The following is a 19,385-nucleotide window of genomic DNA, read 5'->3' as shown; positions in this document are numbered from 1 at the left end:
ATGAACCAAATCAAGACTGTCTGTGTCTATTGCGGCTCCGGCCCCGGTAACAATCCCCGCTTCATCGAAGCTGCCGTCGCGCTCGGCAAGAGCTTTGCCGACAACAACGTGCGCCTGGTCTATGGCGGCGGCTCGATCGGCCTGATGGGCGCGGTCGCAAAATCCACCCTCGATCATGGCGGCTCCGTCACCGGCATCATTCCCGAATTCCTGCGCGCGCGCGAGAACGCGCTGACCTCGGTTCAGGAGATGATCGTCACGCCCGACATGCATGAGCGCAAGCGCCTGATGTTCGAACGTTCGGATGCGTTCGTGGCGCTGCCCGGCGGCATCGGCACGCTGGAGGAGCTGGTCGAGCAATTGACCTGGCAGCAACTGGGCCGTCACCACAAACCGATCCTGCTCGCCAATATTGATGGCTTCTGGGAACCCCTGCTCTCGCTGCTGAGCCACATGCGCACGACCGAATTCATCCGCGCGACGCTGCCGATCAACGTCCTGATGGCCGACCGCGTCGACGACATCCTGCCGCGGCTGCGCTCGGCGGTGGCGCGCACGCCGGAAGCCGCGAAGGAACTCGCGCCGGAAGTGGCGCGGCGGCTGTAGGCGAGAACACTCCAGCGACCTCTTCGGCTCGCATCAGCCTCCTTCCCGTCATCCTGAGGAGCGCGCAGCGCGTCTCGAAGGATGCACGGCCCGGCTGGTGGCCGATTCATCCTTCGAGGCTCGCTCCGCTCGCACCTCAGGATGACGGGTTTGGAATCTTCGCCGCGTATCGAAGCCCTACTCGCTCGGAAACGTCACGGCCTCGATGCGATTGCCGTCGGGGTCGAGGACGAAGGCGGCGTAGTAGCGCACGCGGTCGTGCGGGCGCAGGCCGGGGGCACCATCGGATAAGCCGCCGGAGGCCAGCGCGGCGGCATGGAAGGCATCGACCTCCGCGGTGGTCTTGGCGCGCAGGCAGATATGGCTGCCGCTCTCATGCGCGACCTGCGCCATCGTGGCGCGCAGATTGATCCAGAATTCGGGATAGGCCTTGCCGAAGCCGATCGTTGCCGGCCGCGTGACCAGACGGGTCAAGCTGAGCGCGGCCAGCGTCGGTTCATAGAACTGCGCGGCGCGTTCGAGATCGCGGACGCCGACGGAGACGTGGTCGATCATGTGCCCTCCCTTCCAACCGTCATTGCGAGCGAAGCGAAGCAATCCATCGGGCCGCACGCTGAGAAATGGATTGCTTCGTCGCTATCGCTCCTCGCAATGACGATGCGATACACTTGCACGCCGGCCTACACCGGCGCGCCCGACTTCACCAGCTTGTAGACCAATGAATCCATCAGCGCCTGGAACGAGGCATCGATGATGTTGGGCGACACGCCGACCGTGATCCAGCTGTCGCCGGTCTCGTCCTCGCTCTCGATCAGCACGCGCGTGACCGCCTCGGAGCCGCCATTGAGGATTCGCACGCGGTAATCGATCAGCTTCAGCCCGTCGATATATTTCTGGTACTTGCCGAGATCCTTGCGCAGCGCGACGTCGAGCGCGTTGACCGGACCGTTGCCTTCGGCGGCCGAGATCAGCCGCTCACCGTCGACGTCGACCTTCACCACCGCGAGCGCCACCGTGACGCGCTGGCCGTTGGCGTTGTAGCGCTGCTCGACATTGACGTCGAACTGCTCGACCTTGAAATATTCCGGCACCTTGCCGAGCGTGCGCCGCGCCAACAGCTCGAACGAGGCGTTGGCGGATTCATAGGCGAACCCCGTAGCCTCGCGCTCCTTCAGCTCCTCGACCAGACGGGTCAGCCGCGGATCGCCCTTGTCATAGACGATGCCGGCGCGGTCGAGCTCGGCCATCACGTTGGAGCGGCCGGCCTGGTCTGACACCAGCACCTTGCGGTGATTGCCGACCAAATCCGGCAGCACGTGCTCGTAGGTCTGCGGATCCTTCATCACCGCGGAGGCATGGATGCCGGTCTTGGTGACGAAGGCGCTCTCGCCGACATAGGCCGCATGGCGATTGGGGGCGCGGTTCAGCATGTCGTCGAGCGTGCGCGACACCTTCATCAGCGTCGCCATTTTTTCCGTGGTGACGCCGATCTCGAACTTGTCGGCAAACTCCTGCTTCAGCTTCAAGGTCGGGATCAGCGAGCAGAGGTTGGCGTTGCCGCAGCGCTCGCCGAGGCCGTTGAGCGTGCCCTGGATCTGCCGCGCGCCGGCGCGCACAGCGGCGAGCGAATTGGCCACCGCCTGCTCGGTATCATTATGCGCATGGATGCCAAGGTTGGCGCCCGGCACATGCTTGATCACGTCGCCGACGATGGTCTCGACCTCATGCGGCATGGTGCCGCCATTGGTGTCGCACAGCACCACCCAGCGCGCGCCGGCCTCATAGGCCGCCTTGGCGCAGGCAAGCGCGTAGTCGCGGTTCTCCTTGTAGCCGTCGAAGAAATGCTCGCAGTCGACCATCACTTCGCGGCCGAGCGCCTTTGCGGCGGCGACGCTGTCTCGGATCGAAGCGAGATTCTCCTCGTTGGTGGTCTCGAGCGCGACGCGGACCTGGTAGGCGGAGGATTTTGCGACGAAGCAGATCGCATCCGCCCTGGCCTCGAGAATGGCGGCGAGCCCCGGATCGTTCGAGGCCGAGCGGCCCGGCCGCCGCGTCATGCCGAAGGCAGTGAAGCGCGCATGGTCGAAGGCGGGCTTCTTGCTGAAGAACTCGCTGTCGGTCGGATTGGCGCCGGGATAGCCGCCTTCGACATAGTCGATGCCGAGCTGGTCGAGCATCGCCGCGATCACCTGCTTGTCCTGCAGCGTGAAATCGACGCCATTGGTCTGCGCGCCGTCGCGCAGCGTGGTGTCGAACAGATAGAGGCGTTCGCGGCTCATGCGTGGCCTCCCGGGGTCGCGACACCGTCGAGCGTCTTCTGCATCGTGGTGTTGGCGAGCCATTCGTCGTTGACGGTGACTGTATTGCGCTGCTGCGCGACGTAGCCGCGCTTGCGGAAGAACTCCAGCGCGGTATCGCTGGCGTCGACCTTCAGGGCCTTGGTGCCGCGGGCGCTGGCGATCTTCTCCAGCGCGTCGCACAGCGCGCTGCCCGCACCCTGCCCCACCGCGCTCGGATGCACATAGAGCATGTCGATCGTGTCGGTCCCCTTCAGCGAGGCGAAGCCGACCGGCGCGCCCTGCAAGGTCGCGATCAGCGTCAGCTGCCCGGCGAGCTTTTTGCCGAAGGCCTCCTCGTCGTCGGCGGCCCCCGCCCAGGCTTCCTGCTGCGCCTCGCTGTAATCGTCGCCGGTCAGGTCCATGATCGAGGCCGCGAAGATCGCCGCCAGAAGCGGCGCGTCGTCAGGCAGATACGGGCGCAATGCGGGTGCGGAACGGCTCATCGCGCAACCTCCCAGGTGGTGCCGTCCTTGGAATCCTTGATCACCACGCCCATCGCGGCGAGCTGATCGCGGATCCGGTCGGACTCCTTGAAGTCCTTGCGCGCACGCGCCGCGGTGCGCTCGGCGATCAGCGCCTCGACGGCGGCAGCATCGACGCCACTTGCCTGCTGCTTGCGTCCCTCCCACGCGGCCGCGCTCTCCGACAGGAAGCCGAGCAGCCGGAGCGAACCGGCAAACTCCCTGCGGCTCTGCTCGCTGGCCGATGCGGCATTGCGGAGGCCGTGCAGCACGGCGATCGCCTGCGCCGTGTTGAGGTCGTCGTAAAGCGCCTCGACCATCGCCGGCGACGGCGCGCCGGGCTCGGCGTCGGCCGCGACCGCATACCAGTCGTCGAGCGTTCTCGCGGCCTCTTCCGCGCTTTTCAGCGTCCAGTCGAGCGGCGAACGGTAATGCGTCCGCAGCATGCTGAGCCGCAGCACTTCGCCCGGCCAATCGGCCAGGAGATCGCGGATCGTGAAGAAGTTGCCGAGCGACTTCGACATCTTCTCGCTTTCGATCTGCAGGAAGCCGTTGTGCATCCAGACATTGGCCATGCGGTCGGAGTTGAACGCGCAGCAGGTTTGCGCGAGCTCGTTCTCATGGTGCGGGAACACCAGGTCGATGCCGCCGCCATGGATGTCGAACTTCTCGCCGAGATGCTTCCAGGCCATCGCCGAGCACTCGATGTGCCAACCGGGCCGGCCCTCGACGGCGATGCCTGATGGCGACGGCCATGACGGCTCGCCCGGCTTCGACGGCTTCCACAGCACGAAGTCGGTGTTGTCGCGCTTGTAGGGCGCAACGTCGACGCGGGCGCCGGCGATCATCTCGTCGAGCGAGCGCTTCGACAGCGCGCCGTAGCGCGGCAGCTCCGAATTGGCCGCATTCATCGCCTGCGGCGAGAACAGCACGTGGTCCTCGGCGACATAGGCAAAGCCGCCGGCGACCAGCTTCTCGATGATCGCGCGCATCTCCGGGATGTGCTCGGTGGCGCGCGGCTGCACCGTGGGCGGCAAGCAGCCGAGCGCCGTGACGTCGTCCTGGTATTGCTGATAGGTCTGCTCGGTGACCTTGCGGATCGCCTCGTTCAGCGGCACGCCGGGATAATCCCGCGCGGCGCGGACGTTGATCTTGTCGTCGACGTCGGTGATGTTCCGGACATAGGTCACGTGGCCGGCGCCATAGCGATGGCGCAGCATGCGGAACAGCGCGTCGAAAACGACAGCGGCGCGGCCGTTGCCGATATGGGCGAAGTCATAGACCGTCGGTCCGCAGGCATACATGCGGACGTTATTGGCATCGAGCGGCACGAATGGCCGCTTCTCCCGGGTCAACGTATCGTAAAGGCGCAATTCCATGGATCACCTGTCCTCGCGGCCGGGCGTCCGATCATCTCAGGGTGATTGAGAAAAGACGGCCTCAGCCAGCGAATCGCTAGCTAATAATCTCGCGGCAAATGCTGCAGATGGCGAGGTGGCCGTTCATGGTTCCATCCTGTCTCATGCCCCTGCATGGCGTCAAGGGGCTGTTTTCGGGCGATTTGCAGCGCCCGGGGCGGGCCAAAATCACGCCAACGCCCTCATGGTTAATCATTATTAAGCATTTGGGCGTATCGGAAGGGCCAGCGGATTCCCCGCCATTTTCATTGGTGCGCCATGCGGCCCATTTCAGCATTGATTGCCTGCACGTTCGTCCTTGTCTCCTCGGCCGCATTGGCCGACAGCCGCGTCTTCATCATCGCCAACCAGGCCGACGGCTACGGCATCGACCAATGCCTGGCGCACGGCGACCGCTGCGGCGCATCTGCCGCCCGCGCCTACTGCCGGTCACGCGATTTTGCGCAGGCCACCAATTTCCGCCGCGTCGATCCGGACGAGATCACCGGCGCGGTTCCGCACGCCGCGAACGAGAAATGCTCGGGCAATGTCTGCGGCGAATACGTCGCCATCACCTGTCAGCGCTGAGGCCGCGGCAAGCCGCTGGTCAAGCGGGGTTATTGCCACACCGGCGCCCCGGAAACGACGTGACGCTGCCCCGAGAAACGGCTATTGCAGGCGACCTTCGCAGGTGACCTTGGCCGCGCGCTTTGGCGTTGATCGCCGCGCGGCGTCGTTTTAATGGCCGGATATGCCCAATAGCCCCTGTTCTCGCTTCTCCCGCTGGCTTCTGACCGGCGCCGTGCTGGCCGGCATCGCCCTATCAGCCACGGGCGCATTCGCGCAGGTGCCCCCGGGCCCGCCCGGCCCGGTGCCGCAGGGTGCACAGGCCAATCCGCAAGCCAATCCGATGTGCGGACGGCTCGAAGGCCAGCTGGCGGCGATCGATCGTGGCGGCGGCACCGGTGACCCGGCCAAGGACGAGCAGATCCGCCGCTATCAGGATGCGGCCACAAGGCAGCAGGGCGAGCTCGATCGGGTGACGGCGCAGGCCCGGCGCATGGGCTGCGACAGTTCCGGGTTCTTTTCGCTTTTCAATAACAACTCGGCGCAGTGCGGTCCGGTCAACACCCAGATCCAGCAGATGCGCGCCAATCTCGACCAGATCACCTCGAATCTGGAGCGGCTGCGCTCCGGCGGACTCGGCGGCGCCGACCGCGAGAACCAGCGCCGCTCGGTCTTGACCGCGCTCGCGCAGAACAATTGCGGCCCGCAATATGCCGCGGCGGCGCGCGGCCCCGGCAATTTCATCGAGAACCTGTTCGGCGGCGGCCAAAACAATCCCAATCCGCTGCCCCCGCCCGACGCGCAATATGGCGCGCAGTCCGGCACCTTCCGCACCGTCTGCGTCCGCACCTGCGACGGCGCCTATTTCCCGATCTCGTTCGCAACCTCGCAGGCCCGCTTCGCCGCCGACGAGCAAATCTGCAAGGCGCAGTGCCCGGCCGCAGAGGCCAGCCTGTTCACCTACCGGAATCCCGGCGAGGACATCAACCAGGCGGTCTCGATCAACGGCCAGTCCTACTCGGCGTTGCCGAACGCCTTCAAGTACCGCACGGAGTTCAACCCGTCCTGCTCCTGCAAGCCGGCCGGCCAGAGCTGGGCGGAGGCGCTGAAGGCCGTCGACGACAAGGCGTCCGCCGAGCAGCAGGGCGACATCATCGTCACCGAGGAGAGCGCGCGGAAGATGCAGCAGCGGGCTCAGACCAAGGCCGCCGCCGGCAAGAAGGGTACGCCGGCAGCGGCAGCGCCGCAGCAACCCGCCGCCGCTGAAGCCACGGCGCCGGCCGCGCCCGCGAGCGACGGCCAGATCCGCACCGTCGGACCGACCTTCATTCCGCAGAAGAAGCAGTAACGCTCACCCCTCGAACGCTTCGGCCGACGCGCGCGAGGTGCGGGTCACCAGCTTGTCGTCGGGCTGCGGCAAGGACTGGCCGAAATCGCGGAAGCGGTTGGTGATGGGATAGCGGCGGTCGCGGCCGAAATTCTTGCGCGTCACCTTCACGCCCGGTGCTGCCTGCCGCCGCTTGTATTCGGCGATGTTGAGCAGGCGATCGATGCGGGTCACCACGTCGCGGTCGAAGCCGGCGGCGATGATGGTCGCGAGCGGCTCCTCGCGCTCCACCAGCCGCTCGAGGATCGCATCCAGCACGTCGTAGGGCGGCAGCGAGTCCTGGTCGGTCTGGTTCTCGCGCAATTCCGCGGTCGGCGGCCGGATGATGATGTTGACCGGAATCACCTCGCCCGACGGTCCCAGTGCGCCGTCCGGCTTCCAGGCATTGCGCAGGCTCGACAGGCGGAACACCTCGGTCTTGTAGATGTCTTTGATCGGGTTGAAGCCGCCGTTCATGTCGCCGTAGAGCGTGGCGTAGCCGACCGACATTTCCGACTTGTTGCCTGTCGTCACCACCATGGCGCCGGTCTTGTTGGAGATCGCCATCAACAGCGTGCCGCGGGCGCGCGCCTGCAGATTCTCCTCGGTGATGTCGCGCTCCAGCCCCTTGAACACCGGCGCGAGAATCGCCTCGAACCCGTTCACGGCGTCGGCGATCGGCAGCACCTCGTAGCGGATTCCGAGCGCGGTCGCGAGCTTGGCGGCATCGTCGAGCGACACCTGCGCGGTGTAGCGGAACGGCAGCATCACGCCGCGCACCTTGTCGGCGCCGAGCGCATCGACCGCGATCGCCGCGCACAGCGCCGAATCGATGCCGCCGGAGACGCCGAGCAGCACGCCGGGGAAGCCGTTCTTGCGGACATAGTCGCGCAGCCCGAGCACACAGGCCGCATAATCCGCCTTGTCGCCCTCGGGCTGCGGCGTAATCGGCCCGTTGCAGCGCCAGCCGTCCGCTGTCTTGCGCCAGACGAGCGTCGTGATGTTCTCCTCGAACGCCGGCAGCTGTGCCGCCACGGAGAGATCGGCATTCAGCGCGAACGAGGCGCCGTCGAAGATCAATTCGTCCTGGCCGCCCATCTCGTTGAGATAGATCAGCGGCAGCCCGCTCTCGGTGACGCGCGCCACCACGATCGAGAGCCGCAGATCAGTCTTGTCGCGCGCATAGGGCGAGCCGTTCGGCACGATCAGGATCTCGGCGCCGGTTTCGGCGAGGCACTCGACGACGTTCTCGTATTCCTCCGACTCCTCGAGCCAGATGTCCTCACAGATCGGCACGCCGATGCGCACGCCGCGCACCGTCACCGGGCCCGATGCCGGGCCGCGCGCGAACAGCCGCTTCTCGTCGAACACGCCATAGTTAGGCAGATTGGCCTTGTAGCGCAGCGCGGCGATGCGGCCCTCGTCGAGCAGCGCGCAGGCATTGTAGAGCTTGCCGTCCTCGACCCAGGGCGTGCCGATCAGCATGGCCGGGCCGCCATCTTTGGTCTCGCGCGCCAGTTCCTCGATCGCGGCGCGGCAGGCCGACTGGAACGCCGGCTTGAGCACCAGATCCTCCGGCGGATAGCCGGCGACGAACAGCTCCGACAGCACCACAAGGTCGGCGCCGTCGGCTTTCGCCTTCTCGCGCGCGGCGCGCGCCTTCGTGGCGTTGCCGGTGACGTCACCGACCGTCGGATTGAGTTGCGCCAGGGTGATCTTGATCTGTTGTTCGCTCATAGTCTTATGTTGTCCCGCACAAGGGCAAACTTCAATGGTCGTCCGGTCATGGTGCGATTGCAGAAATCGCACCATGTCGGGGGCCAATCAGGGCGCAAGCTCGGCTCTGACCTCGCCGAGCAGCGCCATGCCGCCCAACCGGCCCAATTCGTCCGAACATTTCGCGCTCTTGCCGTAGCAGCAGAATGCGACCGTCACCCGTTCCGAAAGTGGTCCGATGCAGGGCAGGCCCGTGTCGCCAAACGTGGTCATGCAGGGCACGACGCGGCGCTCCTCGAATCTGAGGTCGCGGATGCGGTCGAGGATCTGCCCTTCCAGGTGATCAGCAACGGCAACCGATCCGCCCGATCGGAACCAGTCCTTGATGTCGGCCTCGCTTTGAAGCGGAAGATCGACCGGATCACCGCCGAGCTTCAGCCAGGTCTGGCCGTCCGGATAGAGGATGGGCGGCAGGATATAGGGATTGTCGCCCTTGGGCCCCAGACAGCGCATCGACGGCATTTTGGCGAGGCGCTCAACCTCCGCCGCGCCGAGCCGAAACAGCGCCGCGGTGCGCGCATAGACGGTGAAGCCCAGGGAGCGGCCGAGCAGCGACTGGGTATGCCCGCCTGCCGCGACGAGAACGCGCTCGGCTTCCACACTGCCCGATCGCGTCCGGATCGTCACGCCGGAGCCGTTCTCCGAAATCCCCAGCACAGCTTCGTCGATGATCCGTGCGCCTGCACGCTCCGCCGCGATCGTCTGTGCGCGGACCAGGCGGCGCGGCGAGATGTAGCCGGCGTTGCGCGGCTCGAAATAGCCCTGCATGCCCGCGGTTGATCTCAGGAACGGAAATCGCTCGGCGAGCGCCGCATCACGATATTCTTCGTAAAGAATCCCGTCCTCGGCGCAGACCGTGCCGACCGATGCGACATCGGTGGTTTCGCTGTTGCCGACGTGAAGCGCACCGGCTTCGCGGTAGAATTCAACGCCGCTTTCCGCCGAGATCTCGCCGTAGCGCGAAATCGCGGCGCGGTTCGCCTGCCGCCAGAACGCGCCGGGATCGTAGGTCCGCGTGATGCGGCCCTCGTCATAGTGGCTGCCGAACACGCCGCTGTGCTGCGAAAAATTCGCCGGCTCATTGGGCCCGATCAGTGCAACGTCGTGGCCCATCTTGGCCAGATGCCGCGCGGCCGCCGATCCGATCAGACCGCGTCCGATCACCGCAAGCTTGATCGCCTTGTTGGCGCTCACGATGACCTCCTACGCCTTGCTATTCCGGATCATGGTCAGGCTCAGAACGCCCCCATGCGCTCGGCGAGCGCGAACAGCCAGAACACCCCGGCCATCACGAGCGCAACGCCGACCGCAGCCGAGCCCATGTCCTTGACCCGACCGATCTGCGGATCGTGATCCATGGTCAGGCGGTCGGAGAGCTTCTCGATCGCGGTGTTGAGCAGCTCGATCACGAGCACCAGCACCACGGTCGCGACCAGTTCGACCCGGCGCATCACGGTGGCGCCGACCAGCCAGGCCAGCGGCAGCGACAGCACGAGCGCCACCACCTCCTCGCGAATCGCCTGCTCCGAGCGAATGGCGAATGCCAGCCCGTTGCGCGAGTTGATGGTGGCCCGCCAGAACCTCAGCAAGTCACTGTCCCCAAGTCACCTGCCCCAAATCACAACCCCGCAGCGGCCGGCATCGGTTTGACCTTGCCGGCGCGCTCCTGCTTCAGCAGTTCGGCGATCAGGAAGGCCATGTCGATCGACTGTTCGGCGTTGAGACGGGGATCGCAGACCGTGTGGTAGCGGTCGTTGAGATCCTCATCGGTGATGGCGCGCGCGCCGCCGATGCATTCGGTGACGTCCTGCCCGGTCATCTCCAGATGCACGCCGCCGGCATGGGTGCCTTCAGCGGCATGGGCCTGGAAGAACGACTTCACCTCCGACAGCACGCGGTCGAACGGCCGGGTCTTGTAGCCCGAGGTCGAGGTGATGGTGTTGCCGTGCATCGGATCGCACGACCAGACCACGACGCGCCCTTCCCGCTGCACGGCGCGGATCAGGCCGGGCAGATGTTCGCCGACCTTGTCGGCGCCGAAGCGGTTGATCAGCGTCAGCCGTCCCGGCTCGTTGTCGGGGTTGAGGATGTCGATCAGCTTCAACAGCTCGTCCGGCTTCAGCGACGGGCCGCATTTCAGGCCGATCGGGTTCCTGATGCCGCGGAAATATTCGACATGGCCGTGATCGAGCTGCCGGGTGCGGTCGCCGATCCAGATCATGTGGCCGGAGGTCGCGTACCAGTCGCCGGTGGTGGAATCGACCCGCGTCATCGCCTGCTCGTAACCGAGCAGCAGCGCCTCGTGGCTGGTGTAGAAATCGGTGGCGCGCAGCTCGGGATGGCTCTCGAGATCGAGGCCGCAGGCGCGCATGAAGTTCAGCGCATCCGAGATGCGATCGGCCAGCTCCTTGTAGCGGCGGGACTGCGGCGAATCCTTCAGGAAGCCGAGCATCCATTGATGCACGCTGCCGAGATTGGCGAAGCCGCCGGTCGCGAAGGCGCGCAGCAGGTTCAGCGTCGCGGCCGACTGCCGGTAGGCCATCAGCTGGCGCTGCGGATCGGGGATGCGCGCTTCCGGCGTGAAGGCGATGTCGTTGACGATGTCGCCGCGATAGCTCGGCAGCTCGACGTCGCCCTGCTTCTCGGTCGGCGACGAGCGCGGTTTTGCAAACTGACCGGCGATGCGGCCGACCTTCACCACCGGCAGCGCGCCGGCATAGGTCAGCACGACCGCCATCTGCAGCAGGACGCGGAAGAAGTCGCGGATGTTGTTGGCGCCGTGTTCGGCAAAACTCTCGGCGCAGTCGCCGCCCTGCAACAGAAAGGCCTCGCCGGCAGCGACCCGCCCCAGCGCCTTCTTCAGGCTGCGCGCCTCGCCGGCGAACACCAGCGGCGGAAAGGTCGCAAGCTGGGCCTCGACATCGGCCAATGCCTTGGCATCGGGATAATCGGGCACCTGCAGCACCTTCTTGGCGCGCCAGCTATCGGGTGTCCACCGCTCGGACATGAGGTCAACTCCTGAGCAAAAACCGCGACTTAATCGACGGGAAAGCCCGGCTTATACACAGCCGCCCGCCTCCCCGCTAGAAGGATTCCTGCAATCCCGTCAAACTCTTGCAGGAAAATGCGGATTCGCCTTTGCTGGACCATACCATGAATGTCAGGGAAATCGCCGTGGCCTCCGCCACGCTGGACGACGTTTTTAGCGACGACATCGTCGTGCCGGCCGCGGACGGCTATCCGCTCGCCGCGACGCTGTTCCTGCCGCGCGGCGCCAAGCGCCATGCCGTGCTGATCAATTCGGCGACCGCCGTGTCCAGAAAAATCTATCGCGGCTTTGCCGGCTATCTCGCCCGCCGCGGCGCGGCGGTGCTGACCTACGACTACCGCGGCACCGGCGATAGCAGGCCGATGGCGGCGACCGGCGCCAACAAGCCGAAGTCGCTCGCCGGCTTCAAGGCCACGATGGCGGACTGGGCCGCGCTCGATGCCACCGCCGCCGTGAGCTGGATGCGCGAGCGCTACCGCGGCCTGCCCTTCGCCTATGTCGGCCATTCCTTCGGCGGCCAGGCGCTCGGCCTCTTGCCGAACAATGCCGAAATCCCGCGCGCGCTGCTGGTCGCCTCGCAAGCCGCCACCTGGAAGCTGATGGCCTCCCCCGAGCGCTATCGCGTCATAGCCTTCATGAACGGCATCGGCCTGCCGCTGACGCGCACGCTCGGCTACCTGCCCGCCTGGGCCGGCCTTGGCATGGACCTGCCGCGGGGCGTGTTCGAGCAATGGACGCGCTGGGTGATGCGCGAGCGCTATCTGCTCGACGACACGACGTTGGCCGCGCGCGAGAATTTTCCAAACTTCAAGGGCAAGCTCCGCGCCATCAGCATGACCGACGACACCTGGGCAACACGTCCGGCGGTCGAGTTGCTGTGCTCCGCCTTCACCTCGACCACGCCGGAGATCATCTCGATCGGCCCTGCGGATGCCGGCGCGGAGACGATCGGCCATTTCGGCTTCTTCCGCAGCGAACACCGCGACGCACTGTGGCGCGGCGCCGCGGAATGGCTCGAGGCGGAGGGGTGAACGCAAATTTTCACCGCCGTCGTCCTGGCGAAAGCGAGGAGCCATAACCACCGCTTCGGATTGTGAACGGGCTCGCGGCCCCAGCGTCGCGCAGCAACGAACATTTGGGGTAATGGGTCCTGGCTTTCGCCAGGACGACGATGAGGATGGTGCTCGCGCGGTCGTCCGCAACGTCATTGCTTCGCTCGCATGACGGCTTGGCACCACTATCGATCCCGTCATCCTGAGGTGCGAGCTCTTGCGAGCCTCGAAGGATGCACGGCCCCGGCCGGCGGCCGTCGATCCTTCGAGGCTCGCCGAAGAGGCTCGCACCTCAGGATGACGGGGATAGATTTGCGCGCGCATCCGCATTCTCGCGACATGAATCGTCCGAGCTTTGCTCTTCGGTCCGCCCTCTCTCGATCAGAGGGCGCAGGGAAAGCCGGGTGCCGATTGCACCCATGGGTCCCGTGCAACAAAAAGCACGGGAGGTAGGGCCACAGGTGTAACCGAAACCTCCGGCTTTCCCTGCGCGATGGGTTACGGCTTATACGTGCTCTCCCCGGTGAGACTGGGCTTGCTTGTCACCGCCTTCACAAAGCGCTTTCGCGCTTTTGCGAGAGGACACCTGCCGCTAGGGCGTCAGGACCACACGATTTCGCCGTCCGCCTGACATGCATTTCGTCTCTCGCATGCTCGGCGTCCACCGCATCCCACCGCAACACTCGTGACGACCGCGACGCGCCCCTCAATCGGGTGAGACGGGTGGATTGAACATCTGAGTTGGGTCAAACGACAAGCGGAATATTTTCCGCTGACCGACTGGACACGGGTGATCGCTTTGATTGGACTTATGAATTTCGCGCTTTGGCGCAGAGCGACGCCCGAACAAGTTCTCTCAACGCTGAAACCCGCACTCACCTCGCTACGTAGCTGTCGTCACTCGGCGGATCGAACATGGGCGCTTACTTGGCGGCTCCAGCGCTGTCCGTCCCGGTCAAGTGCTGGAGCCCTTTTTTCGTCGCGGTGAACTGAAGGCCTCACACCACCTTCCGCGGCGCAGCCGTCTCGGCGTTGCCGGTGTTCGGCGTCCCCGTCGGCTCGATCAGCAGCAGATGCACCTCCTCCCGTGCGACGGGCCGATGCTCGACGCCCTTCGGCACGATGTACATCTGGCCCTCTCTCAGCGTCACGGTGCGGTCGCGCAGCTCGATGTCGAGGATGCCTTTCAGCACGAGGAAGAAGTCGTCGGTGTCGTCGTGCTTGTGCCAGACGAACTCGCCCTCGACCTTCACCACCATCACGTCGCAGGCGTTGAATTGCGCGACGGTGCGCGGCGACCAGTGGTCGGAGAAGGTCGACAGCTTCTCGGCAAGATCGATCGCGTTGCTCATGGATGCCTCCGGGCCTCGGATAAGACTGAGGGCGACACATGGCAGCCTGAAGGCGACAAATGAAAGAGGCCGCTTACTCCTGCGGCCTCCTTGATTACTTGTCTGTTGCGCTCGGCGGTTTCTGTGGCTGCCCTTGTCCCGTCGTCGAGGCTGAGCCCTGGGCGCTGCCGGAACCGCTCGAACTCTTGCTCGAACTCGCACTGCCGCTGGAGCTTGCGCTGCCGCTGGAGCTCGAGCTTGCTTGCGCGAAGGCAAGGGACGTCGAGGCGATGAGAACTGAAAGAGCAACGGCAATCGGTCGGATCATGGGCTTCCTCCGTCGTTTGGGACACCGATGTCAATGTCCGCGGCAGAGAGACGTTCCTACCGAAGTGCGTTGCCTCGCCGGCTTCGAGGTGATCTCGAACCGTATCGCCGGGAAGCGAGATGCGATCGCCGCGCCCAGTGGACGCGGCGATCGCATGCCGTTGATTGCATCAAGTTCGACCCGGCTCTCTACTGGACTGACGTTGGCTTGTGATGCCCGTTCATTCCACAGGGCGTCTCGCCGTTGGCGACCTTGCGCGCGAGCAATTCCTTTTCCGCCTTGTACCAGAGCTGATCCATGTTGCCGTGCGGTTCGCCGGCGTCCTTCCACAACTCGTAGGCTCGGGTCCTGATCTCCTGCTCGGTGGGACCTGTCATGAGCGGCTCCCTTGATCGCGAATATCAAATCGTTTGAAAGGGGAACTTCCAGTCCGGCGCAATGTTCCAAAACGCACGCGATATGGTGCGCCGCCATAGTCTGCGACGCGGCGCGGCCGGGAGCAATCAGATTGTGAGGTGCCGCCCGGCGGGTCGCGCGATTACCCACCACGCGCCGGCGGCGTGCGGGTAGCCACCTACTCCGCCGCCTGCCGCACGTGGCGCGCGGTTGGCGTCCGCATCGTCACCAGCTCTTCGGAGGCGGTCGGATGCAGCGCGACGGTGGCGTCGAAATCGGCCTTGGTCGCCTTCATCTTTACGGCGATCGCGACCGCCTGGGTGATCTCGGCGGCGCAGTCGCCGACGATGTGGCAGCCGAGCACGCGGTCGCTCACACCGTCGACCACGAGCTTCATCAGCACGCGGGTGTCGCGGCCGGACATCGTCGCCTTGATCGGGCGGAAATCGGTCTTGTAGATGTCGACGTGGGAAAACTGCGCCCGCGCCTCTTCTTCGGTGAGGCCGACGGTGCCGACCTCGGGCTGCGAGAACACCGCGGTCGGGATCGTGGCGTGGTCGACCGCGACCTGCCGCTTGCCGAACACGGTGTCGGCGAAGGCATGGCCCTCGCGGATCGCGACCGGGGTCAGATTGGTGCGGTGGGTGACGTCGCCGACCGCGTAGATGTTGTCGACCGAGGTCTTCGACCAGGCATCGACCTGGATGCCGCCATTGGCGGGATTGATGGCGACGCCGGCGGCTTCAAGCCCGAGACCGCTGACATTGGGATGGCGGCCGATCGCGAACATCACCTGGTCGGAGCCGATGCTCGATCCACCAGACAAATGCGTGGTGAAATCACGGCCGTGCTTGTCGACCTTGGTCACCGTGCAGCCGGTGATGATGGTGATGCCCTTCTTCTCCATCTCGGCGCGGACATGCTTGCGCACGTCCTCGTCGAAGCCGCGCAGGATATTGTCGCCGCGGTAGATCACGGTCACATCGGAGCCGTAGCCGTTGAAGATGCCGGCGAACTCCAGCGCGATGTAGCCGCCGCCCTGGATCACGATCCGCTTCGGCAGCTCCTTGAGGTGAAACGCCTCGTTCGAGGAGATCACGTGCTCGATGCCGGGTACGGCCGGCCCGTGATTGGGCGCGCCGCCGCTCGCGATCAGGATGTATTTCGCGGTCACCTTCTCGCCGGTGGCGAGGCGTAGCGTGTGGGCATCCTCCAGCACCGCACGGGTCTTGACGATCTTGGCGCCTGATTTCTCGACATTGGTGGTGTAGGCGGCCTCGAGGCGGGCGATCTCCTTGTCCTTGTTGGCGACGAGCGTGGCCCAGTCGAACGACACCTGGCCGATGCGCCAGCCGAAGCCGGCCGCGTCCTCGATCTCGTCGTGGACGTGGCTGCCGATCACGAACAGCTTCTTGGGCACGCAGCCGCGGATCACGCAGGTGCCGCCCATCCGGTACTCTTCGGCGACCATGACCCTGGCGCCATAATTGGCGGCAATGCGCGCGGCGCGAACCCCGCCCGAACCGCCACCGATGACAAACAGGTCGACGTCAAACTCGGCCATGGCAACCCTCTTAAGTTCTCCCTCGCCCCGCCCTTCGCGGGGAGAGGGTCGGGGTGAGGGGCTGTTTCCACGATTCCAACTCGCGGAGAGTCCCCCTCACCCCGGCGCTTCGCGCCGACCTCTCCCCGCAAGCGGGGCGAGGTAAGAAGCGCCTAGATATCCTTGCCGCGCTTCTTCATCTCGGCCTTGAACTGGGCGTTGACCTGCACGCCGAACTGCTGCGCCCACTGCTGCATATATTGCAGGGAGTCGTTGATCGCCTTGGGCTCCGAGGTCAAAAGTTTCTGACCGAGCGGCGTCTTGTAGAACGTCACGAGGTCCTTCAGCTCCTGCTCGGTGAACTCGGCGGCGTAGATCTGCGCCATGCCGTCGCCGATCTCCTTCTCGCGGCCGGCGTAGGCCTTGGCGACGATCACCGCGACCTCGTCGAGATCCTTCTGGTAGTTGAGGTACTGCTGCAGCAGACCGGTCTTGGTCTTCTCGATGATGCCGGGAACGGCGCCGGCATACATCACCTGCACGTTCTTCATCGTCAGGATTTCCTTGGCGTACCCAATCGCCGCAGGGGTCGACTGCTTGACGCTGGGCGGAGCGGGCGGCTGCTGCGCCATCGCCGGCGCGGCCGCGAACGCGAGGCCGGCCGACAGGGCCACAGCCGACAAAAGTCCCGAAAAACGCTTCATTCCAAGTCTCCTTGCTTGCGGCGTCATCGCCGTTCAACAACCCGAATTCCCTGTGCGCCGGCCAGAACGGCGACGCTGCCAAGCCCGATGAACAGGCCATGTTCAACCACGCCCGGAATCACGCTGAGCAAACCGGCCAGACGCGGCGGGTCGCCGATCCGGCCGAGATGGGCATCGATGATCCAGTGGCCGCCATCGGTGACAAAAGCGTGACCGTCCTTGCCCTTGCGGATGACCATTTGGCCGGACACGCCGGCATCAGTGAACGCCCGCGCCATCGCGGCCTGCGTCGCGGCGAGGCCAAACGGGATCACCTCGACCGGCAGCGGAAAGCGGCCGAGCACGTCGACCCATTTGCTGTCGTCGGCGATCACGATCATGCGATCACTGGCGGCCGCCACGATCTTCTCGCGCAACAGCGCGCCGCCGCCGCCCTTGATCAGATTGAGCGCGGGGTCGATCTCGTCGGCGCCGTCAATGGTGAGGTCGAGATGGTCGATCTCGTCCAGCGTGGTCAGCGGCACGCCGCAACGGATCGCGTCCGCGCGGGTCGCTTCCGACGTCGGCACGCCGATCACCTTCATGCCGGCGCGGACCTTGTCGCCGAGCAGCTCGACGAAGTGCTTGGCGGTCGACCCGGTGCCGAGTCCGAGCTTCATGCCGTCGCGCACCTCTTCGAGCGCGCGCGCCGCCGCCTGGCGTTTCAGTGCGTCCATGTCCACGTTGCCGCTAGCCCCCCGGTTTCCGCCGTCCCGGACGCGCCAATGGGCGGCCCGGCGGGCGCATATCTAGCCTCGATTCACGGGCAGGAATAGCGGCATCCGGGACCGTCTTCAGGCCGAAACGGCATCCATCGCGGCCAAAATCGCCGAAAAGCGCTCTTCGACCTCGGCCCGCATCCCGGGGTGTGTGAAAACATAGAACCGGTCGTCGTGAATCGCGCTCACGACGCGGTCCGCAACCGATGCCGGATCGAGACCGGCTTCCAGGCGGCGTACGATCTCGGCGATGATCGCCGCCGCGGGGCTGTCCGGAGCGAACTGGCGGGACGGGCCGTACTGCTCGGGGCGGTTGCGCCCGCTTTCGCCGATCCGGGTCCGCACATAGCTCGGACACAGCACGCTGACGCCGATTCCGAGCGGCCTGAGTTGCGCCGCGAGCCCCTCCGACATGCTGACGACGGCGAACTTGGTGGCCGAATAGGGGCTGAGACCGAGCCCGGCATTCATCCCGGCCATCGATGCCGTGTTGATGATATGGCCGCCCTCGCCGTGGCCACGGATATGCGGCAGGAAGCTCCTCAAGCCATGCACGACGCCCATCAGATTGACGTCGATCACCCAGCGCCAATCGTCGAGCGAGATCGGGTCGATGCCGCCGCCGCCCGCGACGCCGGCATTGTTGCAGAGGACGTGAATGTTGCCGAAGGCGAGGAATGAAGCCTGCGCTGCACCCTGGACGCTGTCGGGATCGGCGACGTCGCAGACCACACCTTGAACGTCAGCGCCGGTGGCGCGCAGCGCAGCGACCGCCTTGTCCAGCGCGCCGGTTTCAACATCGGCCAGCATCACCTTCATGCCCTCGCGGGCGAAGGCGGTTGCCATCGCCAATCCTATGCCGCTGGCCGCCCCGGTGACAAAAGCGGCTTTTCCGGCGAGTTCCCGCATCTCAAGCCCCCCAATTTCATGACGCGCGCACATCTACTCTTGCATCGCGGCGCACAGCCCGATAGCGAAAAGCGTGATGTCCGCCTCCTCTCCCCCCATCATCGTGTTCGATCTCGACGGCACGCTGGTCGACACCGCGCCTGATCTGATCAGCGCGCTGAACCATGTGCTCGCCCGCGAGGATCTGCCGCCGGTGCCGCTGGCTGCCGCCCGCAACATGATCGGCGCCGGGGCGCGCAAGTTGCTGGAACGCGGCCTCGAGGTGGACGGACGCGCGGTCAGCGTTGGCGAACTCGACCGTTTGACCAAGGTCTTCGTCGACTATTACGCCGAGCACATCGCCGACGGCTCGCGCCCGTTCGACGGGCTGGAGGCCGCGCTCGACCGGCTCGCGGCCAAGGGCCATCGCTTCGCGGTCTGCACCAACAAGCTGGAATGGCTGTCGAAGCTTTTGCTCGACCGGCTCGGCCTGACGCCGCGCTTTGCCGCGATCTGCGGCCAGGACACGTTCGGTGTCGCCAAGCCCGATCCGGCGTTCCTGCGCGAGACGGTGGCCCGTGCCGGTGGCCGGCTGCCCGGCGCCATCATGGTCGGCGATGCCGGCCCCGACGTCGGGGTTGCCAGGCGGGCCCAGGTCCCGGTGATCGGCGTCGATTTCGGCTATACCGACGTACCGATGACCGAGCTGAAGCCCGACCGGCTGATCAGCCATATGCGCGATCTGCCGGACGCCGTCGCCAACCTCAGCGCGGCATAAATCTTCCGCAACACATTGATATAACTTGGCAATGCTTTGCCATGCG

At 65.5% G+C, this 19,385-nt stretch carries 19 protein-coding genes; 5 read left to right on the top strand and 14 right to left on the bottom strand.

The features are described from left to right. Positions 1 to 606, top strand: a complete 606-nt coding sequence (locus HAP48_RS34080; RefSeq protein ID WP_166204202.1) for an LOG family protein — start codon at positions 1 to 3, stop codon at positions 604 to 606. A 177-nt stretch (positions 607 to 783) separates the two neighbouring features. Here HAP48_RS34080 and HAP48_RS34075 read toward each other — a convergent pair whose 3' ends face one another. From HAP48_RS34075 to cysS, 4 genes are all read right to left on the bottom strand, one after another. Continuing rightward, entirely contained in the window at positions 784 to 1,161 is a 378-nt protein-coding gene (locus HAP48_RS34075) for a VOC family protein (protein ID WP_166204201.1), read from the bottom strand. Between the two features lie 125 nt (positions 1,162 to 1,286). After that, positions 1,287 to 2,885, bottom strand: a complete 1,599-nt coding sequence (cimA, locus tag HAP48_RS34070; RefSeq protein ID WP_166204200.1) for a citramalate synthase — start codon at positions 2,883 to 2,885, stop codon at positions 1,287 to 1,289. Further along, positions 2,882 to 3,388, bottom strand: coding sequence for a GNAT family N-acetyltransferase (locus tag HAP48_RS34065; RefSeq protein WP_166204199.1), 507 nt, complete (start codon positions 3,386 to 3,388; stop codon positions 2,882 to 2,884). The genes cimA and HAP48_RS34065 overlap by 4 nt, the downstream gene beginning before the upstream one ends. Beyond that, entirely contained in the window at positions 3,385 to 4,785 is a 1,401-nt protein-coding gene (cysS, locus tag HAP48_RS34060; RefSeq protein WP_166204198.1) for a cysteine--tRNA ligase, read from the bottom strand. The genes HAP48_RS34065 and cysS overlap by 4 nt, the downstream gene beginning before the upstream one ends. Before the next feature lie 297 nt (positions 4,786 to 5,082). Here cysS and HAP48_RS34055 point away from each other — a divergent pair, with 297 nt between their 5' ends. Next, complete coding sequence (locus tag HAP48_RS34055) at positions 5,083 to 5,391, top strand: hypothetical protein (RefSeq protein WP_166204197.1); 309 nt, start codon at positions 5,083 to 5,085, stop codon at positions 5,389 to 5,391. Positions 5,392 to 5,554: 163 nt separating this feature from the next. Next, entirely contained in the window at positions 5,555 to 6,718 is a 1,164-nt protein-coding gene (locus HAP48_RS34050) for a DUF2865 domain-containing protein (protein ID WP_210292717.1), read from the top strand. Between the two features lie 3 nt (positions 6,719 to 6,721). Here the strand turns inward: HAP48_RS34050 and HAP48_RS34045 are convergent, their stop codons facing one another. The 4 genes from HAP48_RS34045 to HAP48_RS34030 form a co-directional block, all read right to left on the bottom strand. Beyond that, the gene (locus HAP48_RS34045; RefSeq protein WP_166204196.1) at positions 6,722 to 8,473 is read right to left on the bottom strand and encodes an NAD+ synthase; all 1,752 of its coding nucleotides are present in this window, start codon (positions 8,471 to 8,473) and stop codon (positions 6,722 to 6,724) included. Positions 8,474 to 8,560: 87 nt separating this feature from the next. Further along, positions 8,561 to 9,706 (bottom strand): NAD(P)/FAD-dependent oxidoreductase, encoded by a 1,146-nt coding sequence (locus tag HAP48_RS34040; RefSeq protein WP_210292716.1) that lies wholly within the window; start codon positions 9,704 to 9,706, stop codon positions 8,561 to 8,563. Between the two features lie 41 nt (positions 9,707 to 9,747). Beyond that, entirely contained in the window at positions 9,748 to 10,101 is a 354-nt protein-coding gene (locus HAP48_RS34035) for a diacylglycerol kinase (RefSeq protein ID WP_165123196.1), read from the bottom strand. Positions 10,102 to 10,130: 29 nt separating this feature from the next. Further along, entirely contained in the window at positions 10,131 to 11,519 is a 1,389-nt protein-coding gene (locus HAP48_RS34030; protein ID WP_166204195.1) for a class II 3-deoxy-7-phosphoheptulonate synthase, read from the bottom strand. Between the two features lie 146 nt (positions 11,520 to 11,665). On the opposite strand from HAP48_RS34030, the gene HAP48_RS34025 reads away from it, so the two are divergent. Further along, entirely contained in the window at positions 11,666 to 12,592 is a 927-nt protein-coding gene (locus HAP48_RS34025) for an alpha/beta hydrolase family protein (RefSeq protein WP_166204194.1), read from the top strand. Between the two features lie 1,019 nt (positions 12,593 to 13,611). Here the strand turns inward: HAP48_RS34025 and HAP48_RS34020 are convergent. The 6 genes from HAP48_RS34020 to HAP48_RS33995 all read right to left on the bottom strand — a co-directional run bounded on the left by HAP48_RS34020 (position 13,612) and on the right by HAP48_RS33995 (position 18,519). Further along, the gene (locus HAP48_RS34020) at positions 13,612 to 13,965 is read right to left on the bottom strand and encodes a cupin domain-containing protein (RefSeq protein ID WP_166204193.1); all 354 of its coding nucleotides are present in this window, start codon (positions 13,963 to 13,965) and stop codon (positions 13,612 to 13,614) included. Positions 13,966 to 14,460: 495 nt separating this feature from the next. Further along, positions 14,461 to 14,649, bottom strand: coding sequence for a DUF2934 domain-containing protein (locus HAP48_RS34015; protein WP_166204192.1), 189 nt, complete (start codon positions 14,647 to 14,649; stop codon positions 14,461 to 14,463). A gap of 197 nt (positions 14,650 to 14,846) precedes the next feature. Next, positions 14,847 to 16,232, bottom strand: a complete 1,386-nt coding sequence (gor, locus tag HAP48_RS34010) for a glutathione-disulfide reductase (protein ID WP_166204191.1) — start codon at positions 16,230 to 16,232, stop codon at positions 14,847 to 14,849. Positions 16,233 to 16,384: 152 nt separating this feature from the next. Further along, on the bottom strand, positions 16,385 to 16,915 hold the full coding sequence (locus HAP48_RS34005) for a DUF2059 domain-containing protein (protein ID WP_166204190.1): 531 nt from the start codon (positions 16,913 to 16,915) through the stop codon (positions 16,385 to 16,387). A gap of 23 nt (positions 16,916 to 16,938) precedes the next feature. After that, the gene (gene rpiA, locus HAP48_RS34000) at positions 16,939 to 17,637 is read right to left on the bottom strand and encodes a ribose-5-phosphate isomerase RpiA (RefSeq protein ID WP_029078542.1); all 699 of its coding nucleotides are present in this window, start codon (positions 17,635 to 17,637) and stop codon (positions 16,939 to 16,941) included. Between the two features lie 111 nt (positions 17,638 to 17,748). Next, complete coding sequence (locus HAP48_RS33995; protein WP_234583568.1) at positions 17,749 to 18,519, bottom strand: SDR family NAD(P)-dependent oxidoreductase; 771 nt, start codon at positions 18,517 to 18,519, stop codon at positions 17,749 to 17,751. A 139-nt stretch (positions 18,520 to 18,658) separates the two neighbouring features. Here HAP48_RS33995 and HAP48_RS33990 point away from each other — a divergent pair, with 139 nt between their 5' ends. After that, positions 18,659 to 19,339 (top strand): HAD hydrolase-like protein, encoded by a 681-nt coding sequence (locus HAP48_RS33990; RefSeq protein WP_166204188.1) that lies wholly within the window; start codon positions 18,659 to 18,661, stop codon positions 19,337 to 19,339. Positions 19,340 to 19,385: the final 46 nt, after the last annotated feature.

The organism is Bradyrhizobium septentrionale, from assembly GCF_011516645.4.
Lineage (GTDB): Bacteria > Pseudomonadota > Alphaproteobacteria > Rhizobiales > Xanthobacteraceae > Bradyrhizobium > Bradyrhizobium septentrionale.
This window is presented reverse-complemented; position numbering and strand designations above follow the sequence as displayed.

Excerpts from the sequence above, each read along its gene's own strand:
- HAP48_RS34005 (WP_166204190.1), bottom strand. The coding sequence starts at position 16,915 with ATGAAGCGTTTTTCGGGACTTTTGTCGGCTGTGGCCCTGTCGGCCGGC.
- HAP48_RS34075 (WP_166204201.1), bottom strand. The coding sequence starts at position 1,161 with ATGATCGACCACGTCTCCGTCGGCGTCCGCGATCTCGAACGCGCCGCG.
- HAP48_RS34080 (WP_166204202.1), top strand. The coding sequence starts at position 1 with ATGAACCAAATCAAGACTGTCTGTGTCTATTGCGGCTCCGGCCCCGGT.
- HAP48_RS34025 (WP_166204194.1), top strand. The coding sequence starts at position 11,666 with ATGAATGTCAGGGAAATCGCCGTGGCCTCCGCCACGCTGGACGACGTT.
- HAP48_RS34045 (WP_166204196.1), bottom strand. The coding sequence starts at position 8,473 with ATGAGCGAACAACAGATCAAGATCACCCTGGCGCAACTCAATCCGACG.
- HAP48_RS34065 (WP_166204199.1), bottom strand. The coding sequence starts at position 3,388 with ATGAGCCGTTCCGCACCCGCATTGCGCCCGTATCTGCCTGACGACGCG.
- HAP48_RS34055 (WP_166204197.1), top strand. The coding sequence starts at position 5,083 with ATGCGGCCCATTTCAGCATTGATTGCCTGCACGTTCGTCCTTGTCTCC.
- HAP48_RS34015 (WP_166204192.1), bottom strand. The coding sequence starts at position 14,649 with ATGACAGGTCCCACCGAGCAGGAGATCAGGACCCGAGCCTACGAGTTG.
- HAP48_RS34030 (WP_166204195.1), bottom strand. The coding sequence starts at position 11,519 with ATGTCCGAGCGGTGGACACCCGATAGCTGGCGCGCCAAGAAGGTGCTG.
- HAP48_RS34020 (WP_166204193.1), bottom strand. The coding sequence starts at position 13,965 with ATGAGCAACGCGATCGATCTTGCCGAGAAGCTGTCGACCTTCTCCGAC.
- HAP48_RS34050 (WP_210292717.1), top strand. The coding sequence starts at position 5,555 with ATGCCCAATAGCCCCTGTTCTCGCTTCTCCCGCTGGCTTCTGACCGGC.
- gor (WP_166204191.1), bottom strand. The coding sequence starts at position 16,232 with ATGGCCGAGTTTGACGTCGACCTGTTTGTCATCGGTGGCGGTTCGGGC.
- cimA (WP_166204200.1), bottom strand. The coding sequence starts at position 2,885 with ATGAGCCGCGAACGCCTCTATCTGTTCGACACCACGCTGCGCGACGGC.
- HAP48_RS33990 (WP_166204188.1), top strand. The coding sequence starts at position 18,659 with ATGTCCGCCTCCTCTCCCCCCATCATCGTGTTCGATCTCGACGGCACG.
- cysS (WP_166204198.1), bottom strand. The coding sequence starts at position 4,785 with ATGGAATTGCGCCTTTACGATACGTTGACCCGGGAGAAGCGGCCATTC.
- HAP48_RS33995 (WP_234583568.1), bottom strand. The coding sequence starts at position 18,519 with ATGGCAACCGCCTTCGCCCGCGAGGGCATGAAGGTGATGCTGGCCGAT.